This is a genomic window from Roseofilum sp. (assembly GCF_982964205.1).
In genome coordinates, this window is record NZ_CEZBFX010000021.1 from 1 (window position 1) to 24,942 (window position 24,942).

9 protein-coding genes are annotated in these 24,942 nt (G+C 44.4%); 1 reads left to right on the plus strand and 8 read right to left on the minus strand.

Annotated elements, in window-relative coordinates; genetic code table 11:
• Positions 1–13 precede the first annotated feature (13 nt).
• The 3 genes from AC3A14_RS08005 to AC3A14_RS08015 all read right to left on the minus strand — a co-directional run bounded on the left by AC3A14_RS08005 (position 14) and on the right by AC3A14_RS08015 (position 1,516).
• Complete coding sequence (locus tag AC3A14_RS08005) at positions 14–571, minus strand: hypothetical protein (protein ID WP_318729041.1); 558 nt, start codon at positions 569–571, stop codon at positions 14–16.
• 16 nt (positions 572–587) lie between these two features.
• Complete coding sequence (locus AC3A14_RS08010; RefSeq protein ID WP_318731793.1) at positions 588–1,025, minus strand: DUF4079 domain-containing protein; 438 nt, start codon at positions 1,023–1,025, stop codon at positions 588–590.
• A gap of 128 nt (positions 1,026–1,153) precedes the next feature.
• Positions 1,154–1,516, minus strand: coding sequence for a DUF1830 domain-containing protein (locus tag AC3A14_RS08015; RefSeq protein WP_318700736.1), 363 nt, complete (start codon positions 1,514–1,516; stop codon positions 1,154–1,156).
• Positions 1,517–1,838: 322 nt separating this feature from the next.
• Here AC3A14_RS08015 and AC3A14_RS08020 point away from each other — a divergent pair, with 322 nt between their 5' ends.
• Positions 1,839–3,443: a photosystem II high light acclimation radical SAM protein gene (locus AC3A14_RS08020; RefSeq protein WP_487778958.1), complete on the plus strand. Its 1,605-nt coding sequence runs from the start codon at positions 1,839–1,841 to the stop codon at positions 3,441–3,443.
• On the opposite strand, the gene AC3A14_RS08025 is transcribed toward AC3A14_RS08020, so the two are convergent.
• The 5 genes from AC3A14_RS08025 to AC3A14_RS08045 form a co-directional block, all read right to left on the minus strand.
• Positions 3,440–10,741, minus strand: coding sequence for a non-ribosomal peptide synthetase (locus AC3A14_RS08025; RefSeq protein ID WP_318731795.1), 7,302 nt, complete (start codon positions 10,739–10,741; stop codon positions 3,440–3,442). The genes AC3A14_RS08020 and AC3A14_RS08025 overlap by 4 nt on opposite strands.
• 80 nt (positions 10,742–10,821) lie before the next feature.
• A complete protein-coding gene (locus AC3A14_RS08030) occupies positions 10,822–11,715 on the minus strand; it encodes a phytanoyl-CoA dioxygenase family protein (RefSeq protein ID WP_318731796.1) in 894 nt (297 codons plus the stop codon).
• Positions 11,716–11,759: 44 nt separating this feature from the next.
• Positions 11,760–17,699 (minus strand): SDR family NAD(P)-dependent oxidoreductase, encoded by a 5,940-nt coding sequence (locus AC3A14_RS08035; RefSeq protein WP_318731797.1) that lies wholly within the window; start codon positions 17,697–17,699, stop codon positions 11,760–11,762.
• Entirely contained in the window at positions 17,696–23,419 is a 5,724-nt protein-coding gene (locus tag AC3A14_RS08040) for a type I polyketide synthase (protein WP_318731798.1), read from the minus strand. The genes AC3A14_RS08035 and AC3A14_RS08040 overlap by 4 nt, the downstream gene beginning before the upstream one ends.
• Positions 23,420–23,423: 4 nt before the next feature.
• Positions 23,424–24,942 (minus strand): beta-ketoacyl reductase (locus AC3A14_RS08045; RefSeq protein ID WP_487778959.1); only part of this gene is annotated, 1,519 nt, incomplete at its 5' end.

Below are 24,942 nucleotides of genomic sequence, written 5' to 3' on the forward strand. Positions count from 1 at the left end.
GGAAAACCGAGTTTTACAAAACTTGGTTTAGGGCAGTGGAAATAGTCCAAGCATCTACACCTAGGAGCATCAGACTAAAGCCAAATAACAGGGCATACATCCAAGGTTGGGCTAGAGGTTTCACCTTGCTGGTATCAATTTGGGTTTTCTCTTGAACTTTTAGCACCAGTTGGGAAAATCCGGCAATCCGCATGGGAAGTAAGTAGGCATCTCCAGATTTAGCCAAAAAATAATAAACCAATCCTCCTTGTCCTGTTGTTCTGGGTTTTAAGGCTTGGATTTCTGACCAAGGTAAAGACCAATGACGGTGTTTTGCCCAAAAGACCCAGGAGGGATAGTTGACTTGAATCTGTTCCTCATCCAGGGTAACTCGTTCACTGAGCGCTCCCCAGAGAATCACTGCTCCTAGGGCAACAGCGACCCACAGGAGCAGTGGAGAAACTCCAGACGGGGTTACCCTCGCTAAAATCGGTAAAGGGACGGTGAGGGCACTATAGAGGGTTAATAGGGGGATACGGATAAGGGGGGAAATTTTAAACAGTGATGAGTCTTGCTGGGGGCGATCGCGCATAATCCGGTTGATCCGTCTAAGGTAGATATTTTTGTACCACACTCCATCCAGTAAGGGAAACCCAACTGAAGCCCATAAATAGGAGGGTGTTGGCGAGCAGATGTAGAGGTCTAGCCCAAGGTCTTTGGGGACTGATCTGAGTCGCACTGGTGGCAGAAATCAGGACTAAAGCAACCACCAATAGTCCCGCAAATAGGTGAGAGGAATGCCCTAAGCTGCCATAATGTCCCAGGGTTCCGACGATACCGATCACCAGCAGCAAAAGAACCAGAAAGACTAAAATAGAACCGAGAATATAATGGAGCGATCTCCACCACCCAGGTAAGGGTTGGCGGTTTTGCCGACTCCACCAAACTCCAGTTCCTGTCATCGCTAACAAGACATAGGAAAATAGGGCCAAGCCCATTGACCAGGCCGCTATTTTCCAGAGCCATAAAAATGAAGGAAGATCCACAAATTAAAACCAGATTTATTAAACGTAACCGTCTAAAGCTAAAATTTCAATCTAGATTCAGATAAAGAAGTTTAGCCCGTCATCTTTTACTTCCCCATCTTTCTCCTAACCAGAGATTAAAGGTTTTCTTAATCAATCGCCGTTAACGTTGGCGCTTTAAAGTTGGTTAAGGTATTAATCACCTTGGGTAAAGATTTAGATTCCTTGAGCATTTGCCCTTCTCCTTCTATACCTAATTCTTGCAGTTTTAAGCGATCGCAAGGAATTTTATCCGATAAAATCGCACTGGCCATCATGCCACAGTGAATTTCCAATAGGGCTTCCGGAACCGATTCAAAGACTAAACGCTGTCCAGGAAACACCACCCGTTCAAAATACCAATTTTGAATATTACAGATACGAGCAACTTGCACTTTACTGGTCGCATTTACATAGCAGCAAAGAATGCGATAGGACTGCTCTGGTGGAAGGGGATCAAGAATTTGTGCCATATTCTTATGAAAAGATCAAAAATAACGGATGTTAGCCTACATTTGTCACTCTAACACTTCTGATCCCAACGGGTTGTAAAGGCGACTACCATTAATCCTTTTTTAACCTCTTTTCTGGGCAGTCAATTGCAGTCCTAGAGACTTTTATAAGGATTTTCTCTCCACTTATCTATGATCATCTCTAATCTTGATGATTAGTAAATCTAATCTAAGTCCCAACTCCCTGGGGCCAAAATTTCCTCCAACAGATCCCAAAACCAATGTTATCGTAAAGTTATGTGAAAAACTCTCATAAATCCAGGTTTAGAACAGGAAACGCCCTATGCACGCTACCTCCGTTACTAGCGATCGCCTTCTTTACGTCCGCCTTCCCTGTAACCCCATCTTTCCCATCGGTGTGGTCTATCTTGCCGATCACATCCACAAGTGCTTCCCCTCCGTGGAACAACAGATCTTCGACCTGGGAACCATTCCCCCCCTCGATTATAAACAAGCCCTAGACGAGGCGATCGATCGGTTTCGCCCCAACTTACTGATCTTCTCCTGGCGAGACATTCAAATCTATGCCCCCGTAGGCGGAAGAAGCGGCAATCCCCTACAAAACGCCTTTGAATTTTACTACAGCCCTAATCCCTTCATTAAACTGCGAGGCGCTCTGGGCGGTTTGCGATTAGCCACTGCCTACTATGGGGAACTTTGGCGGAATCTGAGCCTGATTAAGCAAGGCTTAAAGCGTGCCCAAAAATATAACCCCAACACCCGCTTAGTAGTGGGAGGCGGCGCGGTGAGCGTCTTTTACAAACAACTCGGTCGTTCCCTTCCCCCAGGAACCGTTATTTCCGTGGGTGAAGGAGAAAGCCTCTTAGAAAAACTCTTAAAGGATCAAGATATCAGTGGCGAGCGCTGTTATGTTGTTGGTCAAACGGTCCCCCGCGATCGCCTCATCCACGAACCCCCCACTCCCCTCGAAAAAACGGCCTGCAACTATAGCTATATCGAAGAAATCTGGCCCGCCTTTAACTACTACCTACAAGACCCCGACTTTTACTTAGGTGTACAAACCAAGCGCGGCTGCCCTCATAATTGTTGCTACTGCGTTTATACTGTCGTCGAAGGTAAAAAAGTCCGCATTAACCCCGCCGATGAAGTCGTCGAAGAAATGCGTCAACTCTATGACCGGGGGGTACGGAACTTCTGGTTTACCGATGCCCAATTTATTCCGGCACGGAAATTCATTCCCGATGCGATTGAATTGCTACACAAAATCCTGGAAGCAGGTTTAACCGATATTCACTGGGCCTCCTATATCCGGGCGGATAATCTCACCCCTGAACTGTGCGATCTGATGGTCAAAACAGGAATGAATTACTTTGAAATCGGCATTACCAGTGGCTCCCAAGAATTAGTCCGTAAAATGCGAATGGGCTATAATCTGCGCGTAGTTTTAGAAAACTGTCGGGACTTAAAAGCAGCCGGTTTTAACGACCTCGTATCCGTCAATTATTCCTTCAACGTAATTGACGAAACCTATGACACCATTCGCCAAACCATCGCCTATCATCGGGCCTTAGAAGAAATCTTTGGCGTTGATAAAGTCGAACCCGCCATTTTCTTTATCGGTTTACAACCCCATACCCACCTCGAACAATATGCCTTTGACCAAGGCATTCTCAAACCCGACTACGATCCCATGAGTATGATGCCCTGGACAGCTCGCAAATTACTCTGGAATCCAGAACCATTAGGTTCGTTTTTTGGCCAAGTCTGTTTAATCGCATGGCAGCGCAATAATAATGACTTTGGTCGAGAAGTCATGCAAGTTTTAGAAGAACGGCTCGGTCGAGCAAGTCTCGATGAAGCCCTCAGCGCTCCCCTTACCCCGAAAGCAGAAAGCAGCAGAAAGCAGTTAACCCGCGTTGGTTCTTAAAAACAATTTCGCAAGGTTTCTGCTAAGACCTGGACATGAGGGGGTTTTAACATAGTTAGATGTGTCCCTGGAGTAGTGTAAAATACTACTGACTCGGATGAGAAACGACCCCAACCCCAGAGGCGATCGCTAGCAATCTCTGCTTTGAGAGTATGGCCAAAGCCTTTTTCTGCCATCTCTTCAGAAACCGTATCTCTTGCCCTCAATAACGTAATCGGAATTCGATAATCAGTTTGAGGATGATAAGAATAAGTGGCATCATAATCACTCATTAAGACGTTTACAAACCCCCGAATCTGTTGAACCCCTGCTCCCTCGGGGAAAAAGCCCACTGTTTGTAGCTGTTCATAGATATATTGCCATTGTTCTTCCACTTCGAGGGATTGCAAAACTTCCGGAGATACGCCTATCTCTTTACCAAAAAACTGTTCAATTAATGCCACCACTAAAATCAGTTTCCGGGAAAGAGACCAATCGCGATCGATATTCGGTTTATTTTCTAGTGCATCTGGAACTGGACTATCCAAAATCACCAATCGAGCCACTCTATCTCCCTGCGCTTCTAATTGCTGACTCATCTCAAAAGCCACTAAAGCACCGAAAGAATGACCCCCTAAATAGTAAGGGCCGTCAGATTGTACAGCTTTAATATATCCAATATAATCCCTCGCAATGGCTTCAACTGTAGTGTAGGGTTCTGATGTTCCATCCAAACCTCTCGCTTGAAACCCATAGAAAGGTCGCTCTTCTCCTAAATAACAGGCTATATCAGACAAATAAATCACATTTCCACCTGCTCCTGGAACACAAAAGAAAGGAGGTTGATTTCCTTGAGTTTGAATCGGGACTAAAGCTGACCAAGAATTAAAATCTGTTGATTCTTGCAAGCATATTGCCAATTTTTCAATAGTCTGAGCTTGAAATAGAGTGGATAAGGAAAGATGCCGATCGAACTCCTGCTCAATTTTAGCCATCAATTTTAGCGCCAAAAGGGAATGTCCACCCAGATTGAAAAAACCATCTCTAATTCCTATGGGTTCAATTTGAAGAATATCTGACCAAATTTTCGCCAGCTTTCGCTCGGCAGAGTTTCGCGGGAAAAGGGAGGCTTCTTGACTATCCTGACTCGTAATTTCCTTGGATAAGCGATCGTGCTTAACCTGTGGAACTCGATCGTCTGAAATGGCATTAGCAATCTCTATTAAAGTTATTTCGTGGTTTTTAATAATCAAATCGAAAATCATGAGAAAATGATCGAGTATTTTTTCAATTTCCGACCCCTCGAATTTAGACTGACTATAAACAACACTAATTTTGAAATTGGAGCCAGGAATCGCAAGAATAGTTAAACTAGATTGAGTTTGCGCTCCTAGAGAATGATTTTGATTAAGACTAATCTTAAACCCTGAAAAATCTTGGATTGAGGCATCAACTGGATAATTTTCAAAGACCAGGATACTGTCATACAATCGTGATGACATGGAGATCTCACTCCAGGAATGAATTTGGCCTTGAGAACAATATTCATAAGATTTTTGTTGAAATTGTTGTTGTTGATGTTCTTGTAACCAAGACCAAAGCGGAAGATCGGGAATAACAGCACACCGAATTGGAACCGTATTAATCAATAAGCCAACCATAGACTCAATTCCAGAAATTTCTGGAGGACGACCCGAAACGGAAGCCCCAAAAACGACATCTAATTGATGACTATAGCGACTTAACAATAATCCCCAAATTCCTTGAATTAGAATATTGAAAGTAACTCGATTTTTCTTAACGAGAAGATTCAGAGCTTCTGTAGAGGACTCAGATAAACTAATGGTTCGACGACCATAGGGTTGTTCTGGAAGTGCAAAGTCATCCGACGCAACTTCTTTTCCTAACGGAGTAGGTTGGGTGAATCCTCGTAACTTTTCTTGCCAAAATTCCTGAGCTTCAGTCAAATCTTGATTGTATAACCACGTGATATAGTTTCGATAGGGATAGGTAGAGGATAAGGAATAATGAGAATCCCGAGTCAATCCTTGATAGAGTGTCAACAGGTCTTGGAATATGACTCCTAAAGACCATCCATCTACCAAAATATGGTGTACTGTGAATACAAAATAATAGGCTTTATCCTCCAATCGAAATAGAGATAAATCTAGAAGGGGGACTTGGGTCAAGTTAAAGCCTTGCTCTTGCTTTATCCGAATATATTGAGCTAACTTTTCTTGAGCATTTTTTTCCGCTCTCCAATCCTCGATTTGTAGTTCATAAGGAACACCTTGTAAAACAAACTGAGCCAGCTTATCATAATCTTTCCATAGAAAACCAGTCCTTAAGATTTCATGTCTATCTATCAAACTTTTCCAAGCTTTCTGCCACGCTTGTACATCTAAATCCCCTTCTAAATTCAGAACAATCTGTTCAATATGAACCCCATATTCTGAAGCGGATAAAGACTCAAACAACATTCCTTGTTGTGAGGGAGAAAGGGGATAAATTGCAGTTATCTTGGCTGGGTGATGATTTTCTTGTTGAATATCTGAGATAATCGTATCTAACTGGATCTGTGTGAACTGAACAGCAGGAAAATCTGAAGGAGTATATCCACCAGTTTCTGGAGATTGGCAGTGATGAATGAGTGCTTTTAGGGTATTGATATAATTTTCTGCTAAAGTTTCGATGGTCGATCGTTGATAAAGATGATTACAGTACGTCCAATCCATTTGCAACTTATCCTTTAAGACGATTCCTGTAATATCTAATCTATGGGGACGCTTGCCATGAGGGCTTTGAACTAAACCCATGGCTTCTGAAGCGACTTGCCAAGAATTATTTTGAGATTCATTCGGATTAAATTGACCTAAATAGTTAAAGCTGATTTCAGGTTGTCGGAGAGCTGAAAGTCCAGACTTAATTTCTAGATCTGAGCTGAGATAACGTAAAATACCGTAGCCAATTCCACGATGGGGGATGGCTCGGAGTTGTTCTTTAATTGATTTAATATTTTCCCCGAGATTATCTTCCGTAGGTTGTTGGAGCATAATTGGAAAAATACTGGTGAACCAACCCACGGTTCGAGATAAATCGATGTCAGCAAACAATTCTTCGCGTCCATGTCCTTCTAAGTCTAGAAATAGAGTTGATTGTCCGCTCCAATTTCTGAACGTTTGTACTAAGGCAGTGAGTAAGATATCATTGATTTGGGTATTATAAGCGGAGGAGACTTGTTGTAAGAGAACTTGAGTTTCTTCTGGAGTTAGCTGTACGGAAATATTATCTGTATTCCCAACTATATTGTGAGTTGTGTTTTCTGGATAATCGATGGGTAGTGAAGAGTCTTGAGATTGATGCAACCAATAATTCAGTTCTGATTGAAGAAGGGGAGATTGACTGTACTCTAAAAGATGAATTGACCAATCTTGAAATGCTATAGTTTTTGGAGGAAGTTGTAGGGGTTCACCCTTCTCTAGTTGTTGGTAAACGGCTGATAAATCTTCTAATACAATACGCCAAGAAACTCCATCGATAACTAGGTGATGGGCAAGAATCAGTAAACGTCCTTCTGTCTGTTCTCCAAGTTGATAGAGGATACTTTTAATCAGAGGGCCTTCCGCCAGATTTAAGGTCGTCTGTTGGCGAGCAATATTGTCTTCTAAAACACGGGTTTGTTCAGAGGGAGGTACTGAGGATAAATCAACTCTCTCAAATGGAATAGTTTCTTTGACATTCTCATTGATTTGTTGCCAGCTTGTTTCATGCTGAAAAAAGCGCAGGCGTAGAGCATCATGGTGGTTTAAGAGTTTGCTTATTGCTGCAGATAGAAACTGGGGTTTAATATCAGCAGGGACTTTGAGGAGAAAAGATTGGTTAAAGTGGTGAGGTTCAGCAAGATTTTGCTCAAAAAACCAATGCTGGATGGGAGTAAGCGGAACTTCACCCGTCACACTGTTTTGTTGAGCAGAGGATGGTTGTAGTGTACTGGCAACGGTTGCGAGTTGTGCAATAGTTTGATGCTGAAACAGTTGCTTGGCAGTCAAGCCAAGGCCTGCTTGTTGAGCGCGAGAAACAATTTGAATGCTGATAATTGAATCTCCTCCAATTTCAAAAAAGTTATCCTTCACGCTTACTCGCTGTAATCCTAAAACGTCTTGCCAAATTTCAGCTAAGGTCTGTTCTATTTTGTTTTGGGGAGCAATGAATTCTTCTGTTCTGGTTAATTCAATATCTGGAGCGGGTAAGGCTTTTCTATCTACTTTTCCATTGGGGGTAATGGGGAGTTGTTCGAGTATGAAAAATCTAGACGGGATCATATACTCTGGTAGCTTATCTTGCAAAAATTGCCGTAGTTCTAGAGGAGTAAGATCGGGATCTTCGCTCACGACATAGGCAACTAAGCGTTTGTTATTGGGTGTGTCTTCTCGTGGGATGACGATGCCATGCTCGACGTGGGGATGAGTGGATAAAATGGCTTCAATTTCTCCCAGTTCGATGCGGAATCCGCGAATTTTGACTTGAGTGTCTATTCTTCCGAGGAATTCAATGTTGCCATCGGGTAGATAGCGAACTAAATCGCCAGTTTTATACAGTTTACTGGTCTGGTTTCCAGAATCAAAAGGGTTGTTGATAAATTTCTCTGCTGTTAATTCAGGTCGATTGAGGTAACCTCTCGCTAAACCATCTCCCCCAACATATAATTCTCCTGGTACTCCAATAGGAACATTTTGGAGGTGGCAATCAAGTATATATATTTTTGTGTTAGATATTGGTTTACCAATTGGTGGCAACACGAGAGTTTGCATCTCAGATATAACCAATAAAGAAGTTGTCACTACAGTGTTTTCAGTTGGGCCGTAGTTGTTAATTAGTTTAAATGGAATATCAGATTCAGGGTATTTGGATAGTCGATCGCCACCTGTAAGTATAATTCGTAAACATATATTGTTTCTCCAATCTAAAGTTAATAACTTCTCCGCCAGTTGTGTGGGAACAAAAATAATTGTTATGTGGTTTAATAGAAGCCAATTTTGGAATTTTTCCAAGTCAAAAATCATATTTGTTTCTGCTAAGTAAACTGTCGATCCGGCTGTCAAGTAAGGCCACAACTCCCAAACTGAAGCATCAAAAGCAATTCCAGCAAGCTGAGTTGATTTATCTAATGAAGTTATTTGAAAATTAATTTGATGCCAAAAAATTAAATTAAGAACTCCAGAATGAGTAATTAGTACCCCTTTAGGTCTACCAGTTGACCCCGATGTGTAAATTACATAAGCTAAGTTCTCTGGTCTTGACTGATTGATCAAATTTTTTGTTGTTTGTGTAGCGATCGCCTCCCAATCCCTATCTAAACACACCACTTGTGCTTGAGGTTCGGGTAACTTCTCTAAGCCATCCTGAGTGGTGACTAAGACCGGAACATTGGCATCCGCTATCATATAACTCAAACGCTCTGCTGGATAATTGGGGTCTAGAGGTACATATGCTCCTCCCGCTTTGAGGATGGCTAAGATGCCTACAATCAGCTCTAGGGAACGTTCAATACAAATTCCCACCAGTGCTTCGGGTTGTACTCCTAAACGTTGCAGATAGCGAGCTAATTGATTCGCTTTCTGATTTAATTCTTGGTAGGTTAACTGTTCTTCTGCAAAGACAATAGCGATCGCATCAGGAGTCCGTTCAGCTTGTTCTTCAAATAACTGATGAATACATTTATCCCTAGGATAATCGGTGGCGGTATTGTTCCACTCCACCAATAACTGATGGCGTTCTGGTTCTGTGAGTAGGGGAAGTTCGCCGATCTTCTGTTGGGGATTAGCGGCGATCGCCTCTAATAGTACCTGCAAATGACCCGCCATGCGTGCAATAGTCGCAGCATCAAACAAATCGGTGGCATACTCCCAATAGCCTAAAATCCCCTTATCGGTTTCCTCCATCGAGAGGGTGAGGTCAAATCGAGAGGTGGCGATCTGGGAGCTTAACCTCTCAAAACTCACTCCAGGCAACTCACAGGATAAGGCTCCAGCATTCTGCAATACAAACATCACTTGAAATAGAGGAGAATGGCTCAAATTACGTTCCGGTTGCAGCGCATCCACCACCTGTTCAAACGGGACATTTTGGTGAGTATAGGCTTCTAAAGTGACTTCTCGGACTTGAGCGAGCAATTGCTCAAAGGTTATCCCTTCTGGAAACTGGGTTCGCAACACTAAGGTATTGACAAAACAACCCATTAGGGGTTCAACTTCCTGGCGATCGCGATTGGCGATCGGCGAACCCACTAAAATATCATCTTGGCTACTATATCGATACAGCAGAGTCGAAAACGCTGCCAATAGCGTCATAAATAAGGTTGTGCCTGCCTTTTGACTGAGCTGTTGCAAGGGTACCGTCAGATGGGGAGGCAAAGTAAACACTTGGTGTTCGCCCCGATAACTTTGCACCGCTGGTCGAGGTCTATCCGTCGGCAACTGTAATAAACCAGGAGCATCAGCCAGTTTTCGTTGCCAATATCCCAATTGAGTCTCCAGAAATTCCCCACTGAGCCAAGTACGCTGCCATTGGCTATAGTCAGCATATTGAATCGGCAGTTCAGGCAAAGGAGACGGTTCTCCCTGAAGATACGCTTGATAGAGTGTCGATAACTCTTGGAACAAGACCCCCACTGACCAACCATCACAGATAATATGGTGCAAGTTAGCCAGCAAAACCGACTCTGTTCTTGAAAGTCGAACTAAACTCACGCGCAATAAAGGCCCAGTTGCCAAATCAAACGGAGCTTGAGCTTCACGGCCAATTTCCTGATTCAACTCCTCCTGTTGTTGGGTTGGGGGGAGATCTTGCCAATCTTCGATCGGAAGTTGGAACTCAACTAGGGAGTCAATAACCTGTACTGGAGTACCATTAACAGATTCAAAGCGAGTCCGTAGAACTTCATGGCGACGAATGATTTCCGCCAAAGCTAATTCTAGGATAGAAACCTGAAGATCTCCCGTAATTCGGAAGGCTCCAGGCACATTGTAGATAGAACTCTCCCCTTCCAGTTGGTCAAGAATCCAGAGTCTTTCCTGGGCCCAAGAAAGGGGGAGGGGAGTGCCATCACGAGGGCTAGGAGCAATGGCGGGTAGAGTCTGAACCGGAGTGAAGCTTTGACTCAGAAACCGAATAATCTCTGCTTTGCGCTCTGACAACGTACCTCGCATGGCTGAGGTTAACACCCCTTCTGGAGCGCGGCAACGCAGTTTCTCGCCTTCAACCCAGACTTTAACATCCAGTTCGCGCAGTTCTGACAGAAATCGATCGACAGGTTTCATCGCAGACACTCCCTAAATATGACCTAAAAAATATGACCTAAATATGACTCATTTATCCCACCCTTATTCACTCCAGAAGATTACAAATGCATCTCTCGGATAACGGGAGCGCCAACCTCTTGAATCGTGCCATCTTTCCCATTCCCTGCCATACCAAGAGGTCCCCACATTTTTAAGCCTAAAAGTTCCTTGAGTTCGGGAGCATAATCCTTGACTTCTTCCCAGTCCAGCGTCAGCCAGAAATGTTCTTGCTGACGCATAAAAGGACGACAATAATAAGCCAAAATCCCATAGCGGGGGTCATCGGTTTTGTTTGCTCCCGTGCCATGCCACAGTCGGCCATCAAATACCATCGCTGTCCCCGCAGGAGCAACAGCAGGGATGGGTTCGGGAGCTTCTTCGGGTACAGGAATGGCTTGTCCTTTGATCGCTTGCTGAGGTTGGAGCTTATGGGAACCCGGAACCATTAGGGTTGCTCCATTCTCCTCGGTGAAGTCCGAGAGCATCCACATCATGTTAATCACCATGGGATAGGGCGTGACCGGTAAATAGCCCTGATCGAAATGTAAGGGCATGGCGGAGCCTCCTTTACAGGCAATATTAGCACTCAAGGAAGATAACAGAGCTTCACCCGCAAAGGGTTCTGGCATGGGACCATCATTGGTGGCAGCAAATCTATCCCGAATCAGATTTAAAGGGGCTTCTTTCACCGCTATTTTGCGAAAGATTTCGCCTTTGGTAATTAAGCTCCAGACTCGTTGATTGGGCCCATTGGGATCAAATGTTGCACCACTATCCATCATGGCAACACCGGCTTGCCGTTCAGCTTCGGCTTGTTCAATCAGACGTTCTTTGGCTTCTTTGACTTCATCCGGGGAAAGGGCGTTAGCAATTAAGGCAAAGCCAAATTCTTCAAAGTGTTTGCGGGCTTCTTCTAGGGTGTTAGATAAGGGGGGGGAGTTCAGAGTTTTCATGGTTGTTTTCGGTAATTGAACAGGAGTAAATCATCTCAATGGGGTTATAATTCGATTTCTTCTTCACCGGGTTGTAAATCTTCAGTGGGATTGACTTGGGCATCGACGAGTAATGTGCGAATGCCGTCAATTCGTTCAGCGAGTTCCAGAAGAGTGGAGCTTTGAAAGACTAGGGTTAAAGGAATATCAATTTCAAAGGTTTGGCAGATACGGGAGACTAACTGAGTTGCCAGTAGGGAATGGCCGCCTAATTCAAAGAAGTTATCATAAATTCCTACGGGAGAAACCTTCAGAACAGCCTCAAAAATTTCCACCAGTTGATGTTCTGTGGGGGTACGCGGCTGTTGATTTTGGGGGTCTTTGGAATTCAAGTTGCTCCCCAGCAGTTGCCGAAGATCGATATCACCGGTTTCTGTTAAGGGCATTTCTTCGAGTTGTACGCCTTGACAGTGGGTGAGCGTTTTGAGGCGATCGCGCACTTGTAGATCTTGCCATGGATTGACGGCCCATTTTTTCCCGGATGTAAAATAGGCGGTTAACTGTTGTAAATTCTGACAGTTAGAGAGCAAATACTGGATATAGGGTTTGGTGGAGTCGAGTCCAATTAACCAATAGCCGGGAGGTTGAGACAGAGTCGCTAGGAGAGAAGTCAATCCTTGAGAAGGGGCGATCGCACAATATCCTTTTGCCTGACTCAGTTCTTTCATCTGGTAGCCTTGACTCATGCCGATTTCATCCCACATACTCCATGCCAAGCCATAACTTTGCACGGGAGTTTGGGCATTTTGATATTCGCTAAATGCCCCTTGAAAACTATTCGCGGCAGCATAAGCTCCTACCGTCGATCCCCCTAAAAATCCATTCACCGAAGCAAAGTGAATAAATATACTATTTGGACGATCTTTAACCAGTTGATGTAACACCCACGTTCCTAAAACTTTGGGACGCAATACCTCAGCCACGCTCGCTTGAGTTTCGGACAAGACTGGTTTTTCCTGTAGGGTTCCTGCCAGATGAATTACGCCATCGAGTGGATTTCCCCATAGAGCGATCGCCGAATTAACCGCTTGTTGCACCTGTTGCCCATTAGCAATATCAACCGCCTGATAAATGACTTCTCCTGGCAACGTTTTTAACTGTTGATAAGTGTCCTGTTTTTCAGGGGTGAGTAATGGTAAAGGGGTGCGCCCCACCAATAAGAGTCGAGCGTGATAAGTCCGTAAAAGATACTGAGCAACTGTTACCCCGATGCCACCTAATCCACCACTGAGGAGATAAGTGCCTCCGGGTTTAAAGGGGAGTTGAGGTTTAGATTCCCCGTTCCAAGGGAAAACTTGCAAGCCGGAAGTATATCGTTTGCCATGGCGATACGCAATTTCCACATCTGGACAAACCGTACAGAGTTCTTGCCACAAATCGGTTTTCTGCTCCTCTTGAGTGTCGGTTACCGATAGATCGATATGGCGACAAGTGAATCCAGGGATTTCTTGAGGCAGAGTTTTCAGCAACCCTAAAACGGTTGCTTTTTCCGGAGCAATGCGATCGCTTACCTCCACTCTTTGCGTAAAACTTGTGACCCAAAACAACGGTAGGGGCTGGTCTAGATTTCCATTTTTTTCCAGAGCTTGAGAGAGAAACAAGAGGCTATATAATCCTTGCTCTTGTGCTGCTTCTAATTCCTCCGTGCTGCTAATCTCTTGGGTTTGAGTGCGATATTGCCCTAGGTGAATGATTTGAGCAATCGGACAATCCTGAACGGATATAGACTCTAGCAGTTGCTGATAATGCTCTGGGCGATCGGGAGCAATAGAATAGCACCGTTCATCGATTTGAGTAAACTCAGAACCGGCAATGACTTGGATATAGGGTTGATGATGTTTCGTCAATTGCTCTGCTAACCCACGAGCTAATCCTTCACCCTCAAAAAAGATGAGTGTTAAACCCTTGTGGGGCTGAAGATAAACCCCTTCTACTGCTTTGGGTTGCCAAGTTTGCCGATAAAACCAATTGGGTAGCGTGTTCTGATTTTCAAGCAGCAAATCGACCTGTTTTAAGATCGGCTTAAACTCTCCCGCTTCAAAACGCTGTTTTAACTGCGATCGCTGAATTTTACCAATAGCCGTCTTCGGAATCGTTTCTGAATGAACCGGAATCAAAAAATCTGGATTAATTCCCATCGATTGGATCGCTTGAGTCCGAATTTGTTTCAACAGTTGTCTTTGCTCTAAATCGCTCAGGTGCTTGGGACTAAAAAACACAGCTAACCGATCGCTATCATCTTGCCATTGACGAACTCCACAAGCGGCGGTATAGGAAACTTCCACCTCTTCCAACTCTTCAACGACCGCTTCAATTTCATGACTATAATAGTTAATCCCATTAATAATAATGACATCTTTCTGTCTTCCCGTAATCGTTAACCGACCCTCTTGAAGAAAACCTAAATCTCCCGTTTTAAACCAACCGTCTTGAGTAAACGCTTCTTCTTGTTTCTCTGGATTGTTATAATACCCTTGAGTGACGGTCACCCCTTGAATTTGAATCTGACCAATTTCTCCTTCTTCAAGGAGGTTGTTCTGCTCATTGACAATTCTTAGAGAAACTCCAGAAATCGGAAGTCCGAGATCGATAAAAGGCGTATCTTCCCGTTCTCCGTCCCAAGTATAATCCTTGGAAAATACGACCCCTGAACTCGTTTCTGACATGCCCCAAGCCGGTTTCATTGCTGTTTTTATCAATTGGTGCGGAGTCAGTAATTGCATAAACTGTCGTGCTGTCTTATCAACGATCGCTTCCCCCCCATTAATCATATGGCGCACAGAAGATAAATCCCAATGACCTTGCTCAATTGCTTCAGATTGTGCATTAATCAAACCATAAGCAAAGTTTGGCCCCCAAGTTACGGTAACCTGATATTTCTCTAACCAATCTATCCAGGTTACAGGATGATTGAGAACCACATTAATATTGGCTTGAATTTGCTGACAACCCAGATACACATCTCGGATATGGAACATCACTAAACCGACCACATGATCTAAAGGAAACCAATTGAGAGAAACATCTGTTGAACTATAGTCATGGCAACGTTTTGATCCTTCACTGCGGCTCAGGATATTTCCATGGGTGAGCATAACGCCCTTGGGTTTTCCGGTGCTGCCTGATGTTAGAATGAGTAAGGCTAACTGATCGAGTTGACTTGGATAATAGTCAGAATCCGGTGGGGCAGTTTTTAGGCGATCTAAGGTAGCTACTTCAAAACCAGATAAATTTAGATCTTGCGCCCAGGTTTTTAAGTTTGTTGCATGATTTCGTGTGGTTAGGACTAAAGGAGATTCTAATAATTCCCAAGTATTATGTAATTTACTCCAATCAGAGTTGGCTGAGAATGATAAGGGAGCGGGAATAAATCCGCCTAAAACACATCCCCAAAATGCTGGAATAAAATCTTGAGCGTTTTCGAGCTGAAAAATGACTTTGTCTTGAGGCTTCAAACCCAGTTTTTTCAAGCCGGTTAAAATGCATTGTGCCTGGTGCAGTAACTGAGTATAAGATTGTCTTTCTTCCGAGCCATCCGCATTCAGGTAAATGAGTCCTGTATCTGAAGGATTTTGTGCGGATTGAATCAAGGCTTCAGATAAATTTTGAGGGGCTTGTTCTGGAAACTGTAATTCACCACCCTCACTCATTGCAGGGAGATTAAGGCTGGAATGACTGTTTTTAGATGACGATAGCCGATCGATCGCAGAAGATGCGTCTGGTTCAGAAATAGATAAGTTATCTTCCGGTAGAAGATCCCATAAATGGAGGGGAGATGGAGGCGCAAATTTTTTCGGTTCTATGACTACAGCAGCTTGTTCGATACTCGAAATTTTCTCTAGTTGTTCTTGCCACTGTTCAACCAACTCAGAATCGATCGCCTCTAACTGCGCTAAACGATCTGCGTCAATCTTACCCTGCTGAGTGTAAGGCAAGGCTACCACAGGAATACAGAAAGAGGGTTGAAGCTCTACGGGTAGCTCAGACTTAATCTGCAACTCAATAGATGATAGGGATAGGGGATTAGAGGGCACGATATAAGCCACTAACTCTCCTTGGCGATCGCCGCACACAGAACACTGCTGAATGTCCGCGAGGGAGCATAGGGCTGCTTCTACAGCTTGCAGGTTTACTCTTCGTCCTTTAACCGAGACGATCCGTTTCACCTCTCCCAGTCGTTCTAAACTCCCATTCCCCCGGCGTTTTCCCCATTCTCCAGTTGAGTATAAACGACCCAATTCTGGATGGTCGAAAGACTTGGACTGCTCAGAACTCAAAGAGCGATCGCTAGTATACAGCTCTCCTTCAATTCCTAGGGGAACCCGTTGCCCAAAAGGATCTAAAATATGAATTGGGGAGGACTCAAAACCTTCATTTTTAGCGGGATCGTGACTGAGGTTGATCAGGTCTTGTTTTTCAGTTTCTGTAAGTAGAGGGAACTGAGACAGTTTACAATCTGGATTAGTGACCATTCCTTCTAACAACACCTGGAAATGACCCACCATCCGTCCAATAGTTTCTGGATAAAATAAATCCGTATTATATTTTTGGATGCCGATCAAAGATGATTCTATTTTTGTTATTTCTAAGGTTAAATCAAATTGCCCTTCAGCCATAGGAATATCAAAGGGCTTAACGGCCAATCCTCCCCAATTGTTCAAGGTTTTATCTTCCCTCAACATAAAGTTTTGAAAGGATTGAGATTGCTGAAGCTTATGTAAGGCGAACATCGTTTGAAAAATGGGAGGACGACTCGGATCGCGGGAGTCTTGTAATCGTTCGACGAGCAAAGAAAAGGGGAAATCTTGATGGGCTAGTGCTTCTAAAACCGTCTGTTTAACTTGCGCTAGAAATTGTCGAAACGACAAATTTCCAGAGCAATTTGCTTTCATCACAACTGGATTGGTAAAATAGCCAAATATGGGTGCAAATTCCGGTTGGGTTCTACCGGATGTAGGCGATCCGACTAAAATGTCATCTTGTTGGGTATAACGATAAAGTAAAACCTGATAAGCAGCCAGCAAAACCATGTATAGGGTAGAAGTTTCTTGTTGAGCGAGTTCCTGGAGTTGTGTGCTTAGGTCTTCGGAAAGGGTAAACAGATGATATGTGCCATTATAGGTTTGTTGAAGCGGTCGAGGCCGATCGCAAGGCAGAGGCAGTATACAATTTGTACCAGCTAGTTTCTGATGCCAGTAGTTCCACAGTTTTTCGCCGCGATCGCTGGCTAAGAGGTTGCGTTGCCAACGTACATAATCCAAATACGAGTATTGAATCTGAGGCAGGGTGTCCTGGACTCCTTCTTGTATACTTTGATAGATTTGTGGCAATTCTTGCAGCAAAATATCAATCGACCAAACATCATTCGCAATGTGGTGAGTGGTAACTAAGAGAACACGATCGTTTTCATCACGAGTAAATAATCGAACCCGAACAATGGGCCCTTGTTGCAGATCGAACGCTTCTTGATGGGCGGCAATGACTTGAGCTTTAAGCTGTTCTTCCGTTAGCTTTGAACTCTCAATTGGCTGAAAATCGATATGCCGATCCTCTAATACCTGTTGAATCGGTTCTTGACCTTGTTGAGGAAAAATAGTACGCCATATCGGGTAGCGTTCAAGTAAGGTTTGAAAGGTCTGATGTAAGGCTACCACATCGACCTTTGAACAGATGCGCAGGGCTAAGGATGAATTAAAGGCATGACTCTCCGGGGCTAATTGCCATAAAAACCACATGGCTTGTTGGCTATAGGACAGGGGATAAACCTGCAAAATGCCTGGATTTTCCTGGAGTAAGCGTAGAATTTCCTCTTTGTGTTCTTTGAGTTGAGCTAATACAGCATCAATGGAGCGATCGCCAGGAGCATCATAGGACAATCCTCCATTGTCTGACCAAATTTTCCAGCCTTGAATTGAGAGATCTTGAAGAAATGCAACTAAGTTCATAGGGTTCCTTGTATACGATTAACAGAGTTATCGGCGATCGGATCGGAGAAGGGGCGATCTCCCAAGTCAACGTCCGCAAAAACTTGCTCCTCGATCTCAACCGACAAAGTAGCAATACTTGCCCCTTCGATAAACCGAGTAATGGGGATATCAACTTTTAATTGAGTATTAAATCGATTCCGTAATTCAACTGCCATCAAAGAATCAACCCCCATCATCGTTAGAGATTGATGGATATCCATTTGAGTCACCGGCATTTCTAGAACTCGTGCCACTTGATGCTGTAGATAATCAATGAGGAGCGTTTTTTGTTCCGGTGCTGATGCAGATTTTAAGGACTCCAATAAAGAAAGTTCGGGTTCTAGAGTTGAACGTCCTGACTCAAATTTTTGTAAGACTGGCAGGTTTACCCCAGACGGAAGGGTTGCAAAAATCTCAGACCAATTAACAGAAAATACAGCCATTTGTCCGCTTGCTTCTGACCATAACTCCGACAGCACCTGCAAGCTTTTTTCGGGTGACATCACGCCCATTCCGCTCATCTTAATTCGGTCTTGCTGTTCCTGGGATAAACGAGCCGCCATTCCGGATTGACCCCACACTCCCCAATTAATACTTAACCCAGGTAATCCTAACCCATGCCGATAGTGAGCCAACCCATCCATAAATGCATTGGCTGCTGCATAGTTACCTTGACCCAATGATCCGAATAAAGAGGCAATTGAAGAAAAGCAAATCCAGAAATCTAAGGTCATCTTTTGACTAAGTTCATGTAAATTCCAACTACCTTGTACTTTAGGAGCCATGACTTTCGTCAATTGTGCCTTACTCATATTTTGCACGACCCCATCTTCGAGGACTCCTGCTGCATGGACAATCCCTTTTAATGGAGGAAGAGAAGACTCGATTTGAGCCAAAATTCGAGAAACATCTTCCCGTCGGGAAATATCTCCCTGCATCACTGAAACTTGCGCTCCATTTTCTTTGAGTTGAGTTATGGTTTCTTGGGCTTGAGCAGATGGAAGATTACGCCCAGTAAGAACGAGAGATTTTGCGCCTTGTTTGACCATGGATTGAGCTACATTTAACCCTAATCCTCCCAATCCTCCCGTGATTAAATAAGTGGCATCCGAGCGTAAAGTAACGGAGGTTTGAGCTTCAGATTCAGGGTGCTTGCGTCGGTGAACTAACCTGGGAACATAGCGGATACGGTTGCGAAAGGCAATTTGGTTTTCCTCCTCTGGATGACACAATTCTGCGGCTAGAAAAGGTAAGGATTGTGATACATCCATTTTTGGGTCTAAATCAATACATTGACACTGAAGTTCTGGATGTTCTAAGGCGATCGCCTTCCCTAACCCCCAAAGGGATGCTTGTTGGGGGTTTTGCACCCAAGCGTCACGATCTACAGCTTGAGCGCCTTGAGTCACCAGGAGTAATCTTCCAGACCATTGCGTTTGGGAAATTAAGGCTTGAACCAGATAGAGAGTACTGAGACAACTGAGTTCTTGAGAGGCTTCTAACTCATCAATTGAAGTTTGCACACTCCAAAGATGAATGACTCCCTGTAGAGGAGATTCAGGTCTGTTAACTGCCTTGAGTAATTGATGAAAATGATCGGGTTCTTGGGGATTAATTTGGTAATCTCGATCCTCTAATTGCTGATACGTTAGACCAGGAGAGACCCAAATACAGCTATCGCTTAAAAAGTGAGCTGATTGTTGCCTAAGTTCCGGTTTATTGGCCAAGATCAACCATTTTCCTACAAGCGCTCGTTCTCCATCACTTGGAGTGATTTCATTAGGCTCCCAACTTAATTCATACAGCCACTCCTCCGGTTCAATTTCTGAATAAACCACCGGATGATTAAACGCCTCTTCGTTCAATAACCGTAATTCTTCTAGGGATCGCGCTTCACACTTTCTCGCAGTTAATAACACATAACTTCCCAAGTTTTTCTCTAGTAACTTACCCAATTGATTATAAGATTGGAACGCTGCTCTGACATTATCATCTGGATTTTCTGCATAAAGTTCATTCAGAATTTTTTCAAAATCTGGAGCATAGAGAAAATTGGCAATTTCCTGACTCACATCAATAAATCCAGTAAGTTGGAGTTGGTGTTGGGACAGTTGCTCAACCCAATGGTGTTTGGTAATAAAATAAGAAGAGGTTTCTTCATGATCGATATCGACTTCTCCATGGGCGATAAAATCGGCCAGGACTAACCAGCCATTTTCGCACATATGCCGGCTAATATTGGAGAATAAATTGGATTTTTCTTTAATATGATGGGCGACTTCAAATCCAAAGACAAGATCGTATTGATTGGGGAACTCGTCTTGACTGCTATCTCGATTAAAGACTTTGATTTGCTGCTCTAAACCATATCCCTTCACTTGTTGGGTAGCAAATTTAGCTTGTTCGCTCGAAATCGTATAGCCATTTAATTGGAGATGAGGATGTTTTTGTCCCAGACTAATGATATCTGAACCATAGCCACAGCCAAAATCTAAAACGGTTTGACAGGCAGAAAAATCAACTTGGGAAAAACAGAGTTCTCTGAGTTTCTCTTGAGCTTTGAGTGCCATCGGGTACAATGGATCGCGCTCCAGATCTGGAGTAACGCAGAGCTTAACCCATGAAAAATCGGGTACAACTTCTGGGAAAATACCAAACGTCAGAAACTGTAGCGATCGCTGCTGCACTGCTCCTGTATCTCTTGTCTCTTGAGTGAGGGCGATCGCCGAATTATAATAATCATGAACAATATTTCCTTTGAACTGAAGATGGTTCTGATGCCTATCAATCAAGAGACTTAACACTTTCGGCAGAACTTCCGCTTCTTCTGCACTAAAAATAGCGGCTAAATTGAGTTCCTCGATTAAGTCTTGCACCTCCCCTCGATCGATCAGATTCAAAATGGGACTTGAAGCTAGATTGGAGCGATCGCGCTTTTCTTCTTTGACCTCAATCCAATAATTTTGTCGTTCAAAGGGATAAGTCGGCAGTGCTACTTTTTGGCGTGCAGAGTCTTGATGAACCCCCAACCAATCCACCTCTATGCCTCGGATATACAACTGAGCTAAACTGGAGAGCATTTGTTGCCCATCTTCTACTCCAGGACGTAAAGAAGGGAGCCAAATTCCCCAGTCTGGGGGCAAACATTGCCGTCCCATACCTAGCAATAGGGGTTTGGGGCCAATTTCGAGGAAAATCTCATACCCTTCTTGATATAAAGTCTGCATACTGTCAGCAAATCGCACCGGTTGCCGCACGTGGTTGACCCAATATTCAGGGGTGGTTATACTGAGGTCTGCCCGTTTTCCTGTGACATTGGAAATGAGAGGCAGTTGTGGTTTTTTGTACTGAATCTGACGGGCAATGCCGGCAAATTCATTTAACATTGCCTCCATCAATGGGGAATGGAAGGCATGGGAGACGACTAACGGCTTTGTTTTTATTCCTTCTGATTCTAGAGTGGTGGAGATCGCCTGTAACGCTTCATTCTCACCCGAAATCACCACACTCTCCGGCCCATTAATTGCCGCAATGGCTACCTGTTCTGCATAAGGGGAAATCAGCTCTCGTACCTTAGACTCCGATGTCATTACAGAAATCATGCCCCCACCAGAGGGTAACTGTTGCATCAACCGTCCCCGTGCAGCAATCAGCTTCAAACCCTCTGCTAAACTCAGCACTCCAGCAACCGTTGCCGCCACGTATTCGCCGACACTATGACCCATCACCCCTTGAGGTTGAACTCCCCATGACTGCCATAATTGGCACAGCGCATATTCAATGACAAATAAAGCAGGTTGAGTATAAGCGGTTTGATTTAATAATGAATCCTCCTTCCCCTTGCTTAACTTTCCAGAGATGACATCCAGAATCGAATCGTCCAACTCATCTCGAAGAATTTGGTCGCATTCCTCACAAGCTTGGCGAAATATTGGCTGAGTTTCATACAAGGATTGACCCATATGCAGAGATTGGGAACCTTGACCGGTAAATAGGAAGACAATTTTAGGTGAAGTTCCCCCCCTTGTACCTTCTCCGACCAACACTCCCATTCCTTCTGGGTTGGGGAATTGACGCAATTTTTCACTCAATTCTGAGCGATTAGACGCGATCAAACTCAAACGATAATTCAAATGACTGCGACCAATATTGGTTGTATAGGCAATATCAGATAGTTCTAATTCAGGATGAGTTTCTAGATGATTTTGATAACGCTGAACCAGGTTATGAAGGGCAGGTTTAGTCTTTGCTGATAAGGTCAACACAGAATAAGCAGATTTAGCTTCTTCTTTCTGAGTATCAGTCAAGGAAACTGGCGCTTCTTCTACCACGAGATGAGCATTCGTGCCACTAAAGCCAAAGGAACTCACTCCAGCCAGACGACGCTGTTTATCCCCAACACTCCAAGGCGTGAGTTGCATCGGAACTTGCAGGGGAAAATGCTGCCAATCGATCTGAGAACTGGGTTGATGACAGTGTAAATGAGGCACAATCGTTTGGTGTTGCAGTTGTAAAACAACCTTCATTAATCCCGCAATTCCAGCGGCTGCTTCTGCGTGACCAAAATTCGTTTTTACTGAACCAATGCGTAAGGGATTTTCTGGAGAATGGCTTGAGCCAAAAACCGCTCCTAATGCCCCTGCTTCAATCGGATCCCCTAGGGACGTTCCCGTACCATGAGTTTCGATATAACTGACTTCAGACGGATCGATCCGACCATTTTCTAACGCTTTGCGAATAACGGCTTGCTGAGAGGGACCATTGGGTACCGTTAACCCACTGGTCCGACCATCTTGATTGAGGGCTGTACCTCGAATGACTGCTAAAATATTATCGCGATCGCGCACGGCATCTGACAACCGCTTTAGCACCATCATTCCGCATCCCTCAGAGCGCACAAACCCATCTGCACTATCGTCAAATGCTTTGCATCGACCATCGGCAGAAAGCATCCGCGCTCTGGAGTGATTAATATGAGTTAAAGGAGAAATCAATCGGTTTACTCCTCCAGCCAGAGCTAAATTACACTCTTGATTTCTCAAGCTCATACAAGCCAAGTGAACCGTGACCAAAGAAGAAGAACATGCCGTATCCACGGCCACATTCGGCCCCGTTAATCCTAAAACATAAGATAGCCTTCCCGATGCACTACTATGGGCATTGCCACTGGCCAGATAGGGATTAATCTCTTCAATATTCGATCCGGCAATTTGGGTATAGTCATTGCCAGAAATGCCCACAAACACTCCAGTTAAACTTTTTTCTAGGTGTTCCGGATTAATCGCTGCCTGTTCTAACGATTCCCACGCCACTTCTAAGAGCAGTCTCTGCTGAGGGTCAAGGAACGTTGCTTCCTTACCCGATATGCCAAAAAAGCCGGGATCGAATCCCTTTAATTCCTCAATAAATCCACCATAACGAGTGTACATTTTTCCTGGAGCTTCCGGGTCAGGGTCATAATACTCGTCGATATTCCACCGGTCTTGGGGAATCTCGGTAATGGCATCTGTTCCTTCTGATAACAGATGCCAGAAGGTTTCCGGACTAGAGACCCCTCCAGGAAAGCGGCAACCCATCCCAATAATCGCGATCGCCTCTCGACGAGCATAATCCATTGCTTCCAACTTAGACTGCATATCTTCCACAGCTCGAAGCGCTCGTTTTAAGGCAGATTCGCTTTTTCCTGAATTGATACTCATCGTTCTAATACCCCAATTGATCTAATTTATTTAGTAAAGAAAGCTCAACATCTTCATCAGAATCCTCCTCTAAATCTGGATCGCCTCGATTCCCTTTTTCACCCCAAGGCGGAGCAAATTTCTCCGTCGTCGGGACTTCCTCTCGATCGCCCTCTGAGTCTAGAACGTGCCCTGCCAAGTAATTCACCAACTCAGATACCGTTGGATAATCAAACATCAAAGAAGAAGGTAGGGAACAGCCCAAACTGGTTTGTAATTTATTCTTCAATTCCACAGAGGTGAGCGAATCCATTCCCAAATCAAAAAAGCCTTCCTTCAAACTAATGGACTCAACCTTCTCAATCCCTAAAACTTGGGCAACTTGATGGCGAATATGGGCGATCAAGAGATCTTGTTGCTCACTAGGCAATGCCATTTCCAACTGTTGTAGAATGCTAGCTTTTGAAGGCGCAGAAATTAAAGAGTCAGTCTTTTGCCAATCGGATAAAAAGGGCCAAGTTCTCACCTGCTCTTCCCAAGCTGCCCACTCCATGGAAACAACTCCCACCTCCGCTTGTGCAGAACCCATCCAATGTTCTAGCGCTTTTAGCACTTCATCTGGACTCAGAGCCTCCATACCTTTCTGTTTGACGCGCACATCTGCACCTCGCTCTGCGGCTTCTCCCACTTGAGAAACCGCTCCCCAATGGATACTCAATCCAGGTAATCCGATGCCTTGTCGATAATGGGCTAAAGCATCCAGAAAGGCATTGGCAGCCGAATGGTTACCTTGTCCGGGGGAACCAAATAAAGAACCGACTGAGGAAAATAGGACAAAAAAGTCGAGGGATTGGTGTTGGGTGAGTTGATGTAAGATCCAAGCCCCTTGGACTTTAGGAGCCATAACAGCTTCAAAGCTAGACCAGGTTTGGTTTTTGAGTACGCCATCCGAGAGCATTCCCGCCGCATGAATAATGCCAGCAAGGGGATAGGATGATGGGGTCATTGTATTGAACACTGCTTGGATGGCCTCGAAGTTGGCAACATCAGCAATTTCGACACGGATAGAGCATCCTTTTTGCTCTAGTTGGGTTAATTTAGCTTGTGTTGCGGGATCGGCAGGACGGCGAGTGACCAACACTAGGTGTTGAGCGCCTCTTTCAATCATCCAGTCGGCTACGAGCAAGCCTAATCCTCCTAAGCCTCCAGTAATTAGATAGGTGGCATCCGATCGCAGTTTTACCCGCCCAGATGTGGACTCACTCGAGGTTTTCACTAACCGAGGGACATAGCGTACTTGTTCTCGCCACACCACTTGGTCTTCTGAGTCAGATGAGCCAAGTTCTTGCAGGAGGCTTGTCGCTTGCTCTTCTAGGGAAGTTTGAGGGTCTAGATCCAACACCCGACAGGAGAGTTCGGGATGTTCTAAGCGGATGGCTTTAGCCATACCCCAAAGGGAGGATTGGGCAATTCCAGGAAGTTGGGGCCTATGGTGCAATGCAGATTGAGAGCCTTGGGTGACGATCTGTAATTGGGGTGAAAAT